At 63.4% G+C, this 9779-nt stretch carries 15 protein-coding genes; 10 read left to right on the top strand and 5 right to left on the bottom strand.

What is annotated here, in order from left to right; genetic code table 11:
- Together F6S12_RS27435 and F6S12_RS27430 are read right to left on the bottom strand one after the other, a co-directional pair.
- On the bottom strand, positions 1-583 hold a 583-nt coding region (locus F6S12_RS27435; RefSeq protein ID WP_315869533.1), incomplete at its 3' end, for an LrgB family protein.
- Positions 573-959 carry a CidA/LrgA family protein gene (locus tag F6S12_RS27430; protein WP_011059311.1) on the bottom strand — a complete coding sequence of 129 codons (387 nt, stop codon included), beginning with the start codon at positions 957-959 and terminating at the stop codon, positions 573-575. The genes F6S12_RS27430 and F6S12_RS27435, both read right to left, overlap by 11 nt.
- Before the next feature lie 98 nt (positions 960-1057).
- Between F6S12_RS27430 and F6S12_RS27425 the strand changes: the two genes are divergently transcribed.
- Complete coding sequence (locus F6S12_RS27425) at positions 1058-1954, top strand: LysR family transcriptional regulator (protein ID WP_011059310.1); 897 nt, start codon at positions 1058-1060, stop codon at positions 1952-1954.
- On the opposite strand, the gene F6S12_RS27420 is transcribed toward F6S12_RS27425, so the two are convergent.
- Positions 1935-2390 carry a flavodoxin gene (locus F6S12_RS27420; protein WP_011059309.1) on the bottom strand — a complete coding sequence of 152 codons (456 nt, stop codon included), beginning with the start codon at positions 2388-2390 and terminating at the stop codon, positions 1935-1937. The genes F6S12_RS27425 and F6S12_RS27420 overlap by 20 nt on opposite strands.
- A gap of 154 nt (positions 2391-2544) precedes the next feature.
- Here F6S12_RS27420 and F6S12_RS27415 point away from each other — a divergent pair, with 154 nt between their 5' ends.
- Both F6S12_RS27415 and F6S12_RS27410 read left to right on the top strand, forming a co-directional pair.
- A complete protein-coding gene (locus F6S12_RS27415) occupies positions 2545-3003 on the top strand; it encodes a PAS domain-containing protein (protein WP_011059308.1) in 459 nt (152 codons plus the stop codon).
- A gap of 68 nt (positions 3004-3071) precedes the next feature.
- Positions 3072-3677: a hypothetical protein gene (locus F6S12_RS27410; protein WP_011059307.1), complete on the top strand. Its 606-nt coding sequence runs from the start codon at positions 3072-3074 to the stop codon at positions 3675-3677.
- Positions 3678-3688: 11 nt separating this feature from the next.
- On the opposite strand, the gene F6S12_RS27405 is transcribed toward F6S12_RS27410, so the two are convergent.
- Positions 3689-4630 (bottom strand): MerR family transcriptional regulator, encoded by a 942-nt coding sequence (locus F6S12_RS27405; protein ID WP_011059306.1) that lies wholly within the window; start codon positions 4628-4630, stop codon positions 3689-3691.
- Between the two features lie 211 nt (positions 4631-4841).
- On the opposite strand from F6S12_RS27405, the gene F6S12_RS27400 reads away from it, so the two are divergent.
- The 6 genes from F6S12_RS27400 (at position 4842) to F6S12_RS27375 (ending at position 7954) form a co-directional block, all read left to right on the top strand.
- Positions 4842-5411, top strand: a complete 570-nt coding sequence (locus tag F6S12_RS27400) for an antibiotic biosynthesis monooxygenase (RefSeq protein WP_315869532.1) — start codon at positions 4842-4844, stop codon at positions 5409-5411.
- Positions 5412-5587: 176 nt separating this feature from the next.
- Positions 5588-6298 (top strand): dihydromonapterin reductase, encoded by a 711-nt coding sequence (gene folM, locus F6S12_RS27395; RefSeq protein WP_041115997.1) that lies wholly within the window; start codon positions 5588-5590, stop codon positions 6296-6298.
- Between the two features lie 23 nt (positions 6299-6321).
- Positions 6322-6882 (top strand): GTP cyclohydrolase I FolE, encoded by a 561-nt coding sequence (gene folE, locus F6S12_RS27390; protein WP_011059303.1) that lies wholly within the window; start codon positions 6322-6324, stop codon positions 6880-6882.
- Positions 6883-6884: 2 nt separating this feature from the next.
- Positions 6885-7265 (top strand): dihydroneopterin triphosphate 2'-epimerase, encoded by a 381-nt coding sequence (gene folX / locus F6S12_RS27385; RefSeq protein WP_011059302.1) that lies wholly within the window; start codon positions 6885-6887, stop codon positions 7263-7265.
- Positions 7266-7325: 60 nt separating this feature from the next.
- Positions 7326-7619, top strand: a complete 294-nt coding sequence (locus F6S12_RS27380) for a DUF1244 domain-containing protein (RefSeq protein WP_011059301.1) — start codon at positions 7326-7328, stop codon at positions 7617-7619.
- The gene (locus F6S12_RS27375) at positions 7616-7954 is read left to right on the top strand and encodes a HopJ type III effector protein (RefSeq protein WP_019093350.1); all 339 of its coding nucleotides are present in this window, start codon (positions 7616-7618) and stop codon (positions 7952-7954) included. Before F6S12_RS27380 ends, F6S12_RS27375 begins: the two co-directional genes overlap by 4 nt.
- Before the next feature lie 146 nt (positions 7955-8100).
- Here the strand turns inward: F6S12_RS27375 and trxB are convergent, their stop codons facing one another.
- A complete protein-coding gene (gene trxB, locus F6S12_RS27370) occupies positions 8101-9063 on the bottom strand; it encodes a thioredoxin-disulfide reductase (protein ID WP_011059299.1) in 963 nt (320 codons plus the stop codon).
- Positions 9064-9373: 310 nt separating this feature from the next.
- On the opposite strand from trxB, the gene cysZ reads away from it, so the two are divergent.
- The coding region (gene cysZ / locus F6S12_RS27365; protein ID WP_315869531.1) for a sulfate transporter CysZ at positions 9374-9779 on the top strand (406 nt) is incomplete at its 3' end.

Here is a 9779-nt window from a genome sequence, read left to right as displayed (position 1 = left end):
CCCGGCTGACCCCTGCACCATGGGCCCCGACGCCAAACAGGGCGCCGCGGGCCAGGGCGCTGCGCAGCGGCAGCCAGCGCAGCAGCACACCGCCGAGCATGGCCCCGAACACCCCGGTGAACATCACGAATACCGCGGTCAGCTCGGGTACGCCGCCCAGGTCATGGGCCAGGGGCATGGCGAACGGCGTGGTGATGGAGCGCGGCACCAGGGACAGGGTCACCGAGCTGTCCAGGGCCAGGGCCTTGGCCAGGCCGAACGAGCTGCCAATGGAAGCCGCGCTGCCCGCCAGCATGCCCAGCAGCAATGCCGACCAGTGGCGCATCAGCAGTTGCCGCTGCTGCCAGATGGGAATGGCGAAGGCCACGGTCACCGGCCCCAGTACCAGCATCAGCCAGTGGGTATTGGCGGCGTATTCGGCGTAGGCGGTGTGCAGCGGCACGGCGACCGCCAGCAGCAGGGCCGGCACCAGAATCAGCGGCGACAGCAGGTAGCGCCCGGTGCGCCGGTAGATCCAGCGGCTGAACAGGTAGGCGCCCAGGGTCAGGGCCAGCCAGAACACCGGCATGGCTTCAAGCTTCATGGCGCATCCTCCAGCGGCACACCAATTCCACGGTCAAGGCTGTCACCAGCATCACCAGCAGGGTGCTGACGCCTATTACCAGCAGAATCCGCCAGCCGTCCTGGCGCAGCAGGCCGCCGTAGTCCAGCAGGCTCATCAGTGCGGGAATGAAGAACAGCAGCATCTCGGCCATCAACAGGCCAGCCCCCAGCTGCAGGGCCGCCGGCTTGACCCAGCCCAAGGCGAAGGCCAGCAGCAACAGCGCAAGGCCCATGACCCCACCGGGAATCGGCCAGGGCAGCCAGCTGGCCAGTTGGCAGCCGAGAAAATAGATGGCCAGCAGCACCGCCAGTTCAAGAATCAGGCGGCCCAGGCGTTTGCAGGTGGAAATGTTCATGGTGGTTCGGTCCTCTCAGGGGCTTATTTTATGAAAAGCCCCATCATTACCGAAGCGAATTGTTAGACTGGAAGCCATTCCAATCTGGAATCAACGCCATGGATTTCAAACAACTGCGCAGCTTTGTCGAGGTGATCCGCCAGGGCGGCTTCACCCAGGCGGCCAGGACCCTGCACATCAGCCAGTCGGCGGTCAGCAAGCAGATCGCCCAGCTGGAACAGAGCCTCGGCACGCCCTTGCTGGAGCGCCAGGGTTCGCATATCCACCTCACCGCCGCCGGCAACGTGGTGCTGCAACGGGCCGAAGGCATGTTGCGCCTGCGCCACGAACTGCTCAGCGAACTGGACGACCTGAGCCAGCTGGCACGGGGGGAACTGCGCCTGGGGCTGCCGCTGCTAGGCAGTGACGCGCTGTTCGCCAGCCGTTTTGCCGAATACCGCCGGCGCTATCCGAATATCCAGGTGCAGTTGCTCGAAGGCGGCAGCCTGAATGTCGAACAGGCGGTGCGCAACGGCGAACTGGAACTGGGGGGCAGCCTGACCCCCAAGGACCCGGCGTTCGCCTACCAGCCCTTCTGCGATGAACCGCTGGATGCCTTGCTGCCCGCCGATCACCCCTTGGCGATGAACGCCCAGGTACGCCTGGAAGAACTGGCAGACACGCCGTTCCTCCTGTACCAGCGCAGTTTCGTGCTCAACGACCGGCTGTTGCAGGCCTGCCAGCAGGTGGGTTTCACCCCCAGGGAAGGCGGGCGCAGCGGCCAGGCGGATTTCCTGGCGGCGCTGGTGGCCGCCGGCCAGGGCGTGGTGCTGTTGCCCAGTGTGGTGGCCCGTGGCCTGGTGCGGCCTGGGGTGGTGCGCCTGACCTTGAAGGCGCCGGACTACCTGCGATGGGATATCGCCTTCATCTGGCGCCAGGGCGCTTATCTGTCCAAGGCAGCGCAAGCCTGGCTGGCGCTGCTGCGGGAACAGCCGGTCAGCCCCGCAGGGCGCTGATCAGCTCGGCCAGCCAGGGCTCGGCGTCGGTTTCCGGGGTCACGCTCTCGCTGGCGTCCAGGCGCAGCATGGGCAGCACTTCCTGCACGCCCAGCTCGGCGAACAGCTCGCGCATCTGCTCGCCACCGCCACAGAAGGTATCGCCGTAGCTGGAATCTCCCAGGCCGATGACCGCTCCGGGCAACCCGCGCCAGGCGGCGGGCAACTGATCGCGAATACTCGAATACAGCGGCAGCAGGTTGTCCGGCAACTCGCCCATGCCGGTGGTGGAGGTCACGGCCAGAAACGCCTGCGGGGCGAAGGCCTGAAGCTCGGCCAGAGTGGCGCGCGAGTTGTGCCAGGCCTCGAAACCTGCGGCGTTGAGGAGTTTGGCGGCATGCCGGGCGACTTCTTCAGCCGTGCCGTACACCGAGCCGGAAAGGATGGCGACTTTCATCAATCTGATCCTGAAGCTGACTAAAAGGCTGGGATATTAACAGCTACGGAGTAAAATCCCGCCTGTGCCGCCACCTCTGCTGCAAAGCGCTGGTGGACAGCGGGCCAGCCTCTCTTACACTCCAGCACTTGCTGATCGAAAGCGGAACTTCAGGATGATCAACGCTCATCTGCTGCAACGGATGATCAACGCCTCCAACGACGGGATTGTGGTCGCCGAGCAGGAAGGCGAAGACAACATCGTGATCTATGTGAACCCGGCCTTCGAGCGGCTGACCGGCTACAGCGCCGACGAAGTGCTGTACCAGGATTGCCGCTTCCTGCAATCCGGGGACCGTGACCAGCCAGGCCTGGAAGTGATCCGCCAGGCCCTGCGACAAGGCCGGCCGTGCCGCGAGGTGCTGCGCAACTACCGCAAGGACGGCAGTCACTTCTGGAATGAGCTGTCGATCACCCCGGTATTCAATGACAGTGATCAGCTGACCTATTTCATCGGCGTGCAGAAAGACGTCAGCGTCCAGGTCAAGGCCCAGCAACGCTTGCTCCAGCTGGAGCAGCAACTGGCCGAAGTGCAAGCTGAACTGGCCGCCCTCAAGGCGACCAGCGGCCACTAATAAATCGCGGAATTCGTGGTCGTAGGGATATTCCCCGCCGATCTGTCCTCCACCCTCCGAGCAACATCATGCAGCGTGACGCCCTCCTCACCCAGGATGAACTGGACTTCATCCAGACCATGCAGCACAACCCGCAGCTCAATGTGCGTGATACCACCTCGAGCCTGATGGTCAATGGCGGCGCGCAGATCCGTGACCTGCTGACGCGCCTGGCGGCCAATGAAAAGGTCACCATCCAGGCCCGTTTCGACAACCAGCAGATGACCTTCCCGCTGCAGCTGGTGGAAGACGAATTCCATGCCCTGCACCTGCGGCTGGGGGTGCCGAGCATCTTCGAGGATGGGCCCATGGTGCGCCCCTGGCGCCTGGCCCTGGAGCAGCCGGTGGCCCTGGAAAATGCCAGGGGCCAGCCTGGCCGCCTGTGGGTTCGGGAGGTCTCGTTCAAGGGGATATTGGTGGAGATCCGCAACGGTACCCGGCCACCGCGGCAGTTCGCCCAGTGGTTCAGCCCCTCGGGCTATGAACGGATTGCCCTGCACGGGCGCTTCGAGCGCCAGACCGAAGCCGGTTTCTACGCCTACCGCCTGGATCAGAGCGACCTGGAAGAAACCGAGCGCCTGCGCCAGTTCATCCTCCAGCAGCACCGCCACAGCCATCCGGCATTGCACGCCTGAAGGCTAGCGCCTCAAAGGAACCCGCGCAGGCGCTGCTGCATCAAGCGCCCCTCGTTACCCAGGCAAGCCACCGGCGAACCGACCAGGCTGTCCTGGGCCAGGTCCGCCGCGTCCCCGGCCAGCAGCAATGGGCAATCCAGGGTCAGTGCCAGGCGCTTGAGGCGCTTGGGCAACTCGGCCGAGGGTGCGTGATTGGAAAACACCACCAGGGCTACCGGCGCGACCTTTTCGCAGACCAGGGTCAGTTCCTCCAGCGGCACACCTGGGCCCAGCAGGCGCACACCGATCGGATCTTGCCCGAGCATCAGCGCCGCCACCAGCAGCTCCAGTTCGCGGCATTGCTCATTGAGCGCCGTCAGCAGCAGATAGCGGCTCTGGGTGGCGCGTTGCAACAGCAGGCGCTGGGTAATCCGCGCCCGCAGGAAGCCATCCAGGAACAGCCATTCGCTGGTCTGGCCAAAAGCCTCGCGCGCCAGCAGTAACTGCTTCCAGAACGGCAGGAAGATGTCCTGGAACACCACCGGCAAGGCATAGCTGGAGAAGATCTGCCCGTAGAGGCGCTCAAGCTGCTCCTCATCGAACGCGCTGACCGCCAGTTTCAATTGATCGCGCCACTGGCCGTATTCGCCCTGCAAGCCGCCATCCACCGGAGCCTTGAGCTGGGCCTGGGCAGCCCGGCCCTTGGCCAGGATCTTGCCCACTTTGCTCACCGCCACGCCGCGTTCGATCCAGCCGAGAATCTCACGCACCGCCTCAACATCGTGCATGGAGTACAGGCGATGCCCACTTTCGGTGCGTGTCGGCTGAATCAGACCGTAGCGTCGTTCCCAGGCCCGCAGGGTCACCGGGTTGATTCCGGTCAGGCGCGCCACCTCACGGATCGGAAACAACTCGTCCTGACGAACGGCTTCGGGGGCGTGAGGGGCGGGGGCAAGTTCAGTCATGACGGGCATCTGGGAAGAAAACACCGGGAAACAAAGTGGCGATCATTCTACTCCCCTCAGGTGGCGATGCTTCAAGCACGAGAAAAACCGACCGCCGTCATTGGTGCCTGGGCAGCAATCAGGAATAATCCTTGCTTGCTTCAGGCGCGGCCCGCCACCCCGGTGCCTCGTCAAGCGACTGCCTTACCCAGGCAGCGCATTGGTTTTACGGAGATACATAATGTCTACCTCACCCGTCACCCTGATGGTTGCCCGGCGCGTTGCCGACGGCCGTTACCAGGACCTGATCGCCTGGCTGCGCGAAGGCGAACAACTGGCCACCGACTGTCCCGGCTACCTGGGTTCCGGCGTTCTTGCGCCGCCCCCCAACGATGACGAATTCCAGATCATCTTCCGCTTCGCCGACGAATCCACCCTGCATACCTGGGAACACTCCGCCTCGCGTACGGCCTGGCTGGCCCGGGGCAGCGACCTGTTCGCCCACCCTTCGGAGCACCGGGTCAGCGGTATCGACGGCTGGTTCGGCGCCGCCGGCCATCGCCCGCCGCGCTGGAAGCAGGCCGTGGCCATCTGGCTGGCATTCTTCCCGGTGTCACTGCTGTTCAACTTTGTCCTGGGCCCGTTGCTCGGCGACCTGAGCCTGCTGCCTCGGGTATTTGTCAGCACCCTGGCCCTGACCCCGCTGATGGTCTATTTCTTCATTCCGCTGTCCACCCGGCTGCTGGCCAACTGGCTCAACAGCACACCGGCCCGACCGCTGCCGGCCACCCCCTCGACGCAGAATCCGTGATTCGCCGGCAAGCCGGCTCCTACCACACCTCGCGCAATATTTGCGCCTACCGTAGAAGCTGGCTTGCCAACGAAAAAAACCCGCAAGATCGCATTCGCCGGCAAGCCCGTTGCCTGCAGGCACAGGGCCTTCCCTCGCTGGTATAGTTTTCCCACTACCCGCGACGCGAGCCCTTCATGAACACCTCTCCTGCCCCGATCCTGATCACCGGCGCCAGCCAGCGAGTCGGCCTGCATTGCGCCCTGCGCCTGCTCCAAGACGGGCAGCCGGTGATCGTCACCTACCGCAGCCAGCGCCCGGGCCTTGAGGCCCTGCGGGAAAAGGGCGCGACCCTGCTGTTCGCCGATCTCTCCAGCGAAGCCGGGATCCTGGCCCTGATCACCGAGCTGAAAAACCGTACCCAGAGCCTGCGGGCCATCGTCCACAACGCCTCGGAATGGCTGGAGGAGAGCCCAGGCGACGAAGCAGCGGCCTTTGCCCGGATGTTCGGCGTGCACATGCTGGCGCCCTACCTGATCAACCTGCATTGCGCCGAGTTGCTGCAGCGCTCGAGCCCGGCGGACATCATCCACATCAGCGACGACGTGACTCGCAAGGGCAGCAGCAAGCACATCGCCTACTGCGCCAGCAAAGCCGGCCTGGACAGCCTGACCCTGTCCTTCGCAGCGAAATACGCCCCGACAATCAAGGTCAACGGCATTGCCCCGGCCCTGCTATTGTTCAACCCCGACGACGACGCGGCGTACCGCGCCAAGACCCTGGCCAAATCCGCGCTGGGCATCGAACCCGGCAGCGAAGTGATTTACCAGAGCCTGCGCTATCTGCTGGACAACCCCTATGTCACCGGCACCACCCTGACCGTCAACGGCGGGCGGCACCTCAAGTAAGCCGGCCCCTGTGAGGACCTTGCATGACCCTTTCCCTGCCCCAGCACTATCGCGAGATCCTCAAGGACCTGGGCGAAGACCCCGAGCGCGAAGGCCTGCTCGATACCCCCAAGCGCGCGGCCAAGGCCATGCAGTACCTGTGTCACGGCTACGGCCAGTCGCTGGAGGACATCGTCAACGGCGCGCTGTTTGCTTCCGACAGCGATGAAATGGTGATAGTCGCCGACATCGAGCTGTATTCCCTGTGCGAACATCACCTGCTGCCCTTCATCGGCAAGGCCCATGTGGCTTATATTCCTACCGGCAAGGTCCTGGGGCTGTCGAAGATCGCGCGGATCGTCGACATGTTCGCCAGGCGCCTGCAGATCCAGGAAAATCTCACTCGGGAAATCGCCGACGCGGTACAGAGCGTGACTCAGGCCGCCGGCGTCGCGGTGGTGATCGAGGCCAAGCACATGTGCATGATGATGCGCGGCGTCGAGAAACAGAATTCCACCATGCACACCTCGGTGATGCTCGGCGCCTTCCGCGATTCGAGCACCACTCGCCAGGAATTCCTGCAATTGATTGGACGGAGCAAGTAGCAATGCCACAACTTCAGCCAGGAATGGCTCGTATCCGAGTCAAGGACCTGCTCCTGCGGACCTACATCGGAATCAACGAGGAAGAGATCCTCAACAAGCAGGATGTGCTGATCAACCTGACCATCCTCTACGCGGCCCAGGACGCGGTGCGGGACAACGACATCGACCACGCACTGAACTACCGCACCATCACCAAGGCGATCATTGCCCATGTCGAGGGCAACCGCTTTGCCCTGCTGGAGCGCCTGACCCAGGAGCTGCTGGACCTGGTGATGAGCAACGCCTCGGTGCAGTACGCCGAAGTCGAAGTCGACAAACCCCACGCCCTGCGTTTTGCCGAGTCGGTGTCGATCACCCTCGCGGCCAGCCGCGCCAGCGCCTAGAAAACTGCCACAAGTGGCAAGTGCCCGCCTGGGCGCTTGCCCCTGTCCCGGAGAAACCCCATGACTGAACAACAACGCCTGGAACTGGAAGCCGCGGCCTTTCGCCGCCTGGTGGCCCACCTGGACAGCCGCAAGGACGTACAGAACATCGACCTGATGAACCTCGCCGGGTTCTGCCGCAACTGCCTCTCCAAGTGGTACAAGGCCGAGGCCGACGAACGCCAGATCGAGGTCAGCCTCGATGACGCTCGTGAAGTGGTGTATGGCATGCCCTACGCCGAATGGAAAAATCTCTACCAGAAAGAAGCCAGCGCCGAGCAGCAAGCGGCGTTCGCCAAAGGAAAACCCCAATGACTGACCTGAACACCCTGCGCGCCAGCCTGAACAGCGGTGAACACGCTTTTGCCGACACCCTGGCCTTTGTCGCCGCCGGCTATGACTACCAGCCCCAGGCCTTCAACAACGGCGGCGTGGAAAACGCCGCCGGGCAGAACGAAGGTTCGTGCAAGACCTTGGGCCTGGCCCTGCTGGAAGGCCTGAGCGACGAAGAGGCCCTGCTGGCCTTCGGCGAACACTACCGCTCGGTACTGGCCACCCCCGAAGGCACTGACCACGGCAATATCCGCGCCCTGATCGTTCACGGCCTGGCCGGGGTCAAGTTCTCCGCCCAGCCGCTGACCCGCCGCTGATCCGCATTCTGTAGGAGCTGGCTCGCCAGCGAAGGCGTCAGCACAGCGGCGCAAGGCTCGAGGGCCTGTTCGCCGGCAAGCCGGCTGCTACCGTGCAACACCCATAAAAAAACCGGCTTGCGCCGGTTTTTTTTATGGGTGGCAAATCAGAACGAAGCGTTCTGCAGGCCGTCCAGGTAACGCTCGGTGTCCAGTGCCGCCATGCAACCGGCGCCGGCCGAGGTGATGGCCTGGCGGTAAACGTGGTCGGCCACGTCGCCGGCAGCAAAGATGCCCTCGACGCTGGTGGCGGTGGCATTGCCGTCACGGCCGCCCTGCACGACCAGGTAACCGTCCTTGAGGGTCAGCTGGCCTTCGAACAGCGAGGTATTCGGGGTGTGGCCGATGGCGATGAACACGCCGTCGACCTTCAGCTCGTCGAAGCTGCCGTCGTTGTTCTTCAGGCGGGCACCGGTCACGCCCATGTTGTCACCCAGGACTTCGTCCAGGTTGGCATTGAGCTTGAGGATGATCTTGCCTTCGGCCACCCGGGCGTTGAGCTTGTCGATCAGGATCTTCTCGGCGCGGAAGGTTTCGCGACGGTGGATCAGGGTCACGGTGCTGGCGATGTTGGCCAGGTACAGCGCTTCTTCAACAGCGGTGTTACCGCCACCGACCACTGCCACCGGCTTGTTGCGATAGAAGAAGCCGTCGCAGGTGGCACAGGCGGAAACACCCTTGCCCATGAACGCTTCTTCCGAAGGCAGGCCCAGGTAGCGAGCGCTGGCACCGGTGGCGATGATCAGGGCGTCGCAGGTGTAGGTCGCGCTGTCACCGGTCAGGGTGTAGGGCTTGGCTGCGAAGTCCACGGCATTGATGTGATCGAAGACGATTTCAGTCTCGAAACGCTCGGCGTGCTCGCGCATCCGCTCCATCAGGGCCGGGCCGGTCAGGCCATGCACGTCACCGGGCCAGTTGTCGACTTCGGTAGTGGTGGTCAGCTGGCCACCGGCCTGCATGCCGGTGATCAGCAGCGGCTTCAGGTTGGCACGGGCGGCATAGACGGCGGCGCTGTAACCGGCAGGGCCGGAACCGAGAATAATCACACGCGAATGGCGTACTTCAGACATGACTCACTCCTATCGACCGGCCCGGCTAGCCTGGCGCGGAACGCCGGATTGCCGGCTGGAATAAAAAAGGACGGCGAAACCTTGGGGAAGGCTTGAACTCGTCCGTCCAAAAAATAATGGGTGAAGCGTATAGAGGGGGCGAAGATTAAGGAAATACGGTTTAACAATCCAGCTCATAGGCGGTCTCTATCCTCAGGAGGCCTATTTGAAAGGGTCTTTGTTACCGTTGATGTCGACCGCTTCGCCGTGCTTTCGCCCCCAGGACAAAGCCGGTAAGGTCGGCGCGTTTTCATTCTGCTCGGAGCGCTCTATGCCCGCCCCTGTCCTGTCCGGCCCGCAATACCTGCGTGAAGGCCTGAAGCTGGTCCTCAGCCCCGGCCTGCGCCTGTTCGTGCTCCTGCCCCTGGCAATCAACCTGGTGCTGTTCGTCGGATTGATCTATTTCGCCGGCCATCAATTCAGCCTCTGGGTCGATGCGCTGATGCCGTCCCTGCCCAGTTGGCTGAGTTTCCTCAGCTATGTCATCTGGCCGCTGTTCGTGGTGCTGGTGGCCTTCATGGTGTTTTTCAGCTTCACCATGCTGGCCAACATCATCGCCGCACCCTTCAACGGCTTCCTCTCGGAAAAAGTCGAAACCGTGGTGCGCGGCACCGATGATTTCCCGCCCTTCAGCTGGGGTGAGCTGATTGCCATGATCCCCCGCACCCTGGCGCGGG

The organism is Pseudomonas sp. JV245A (genome assembly GCF_032424515.1).
Taxonomy (GTDB): domain Bacteria; phylum Pseudomonadota; class Gammaproteobacteria; order Pseudomonadales; family Pseudomonadaceae; genus Aquipseudomonas; species Aquipseudomonas protegens.
This window is presented reverse-complemented; position numbering and strand designations above follow the sequence as displayed.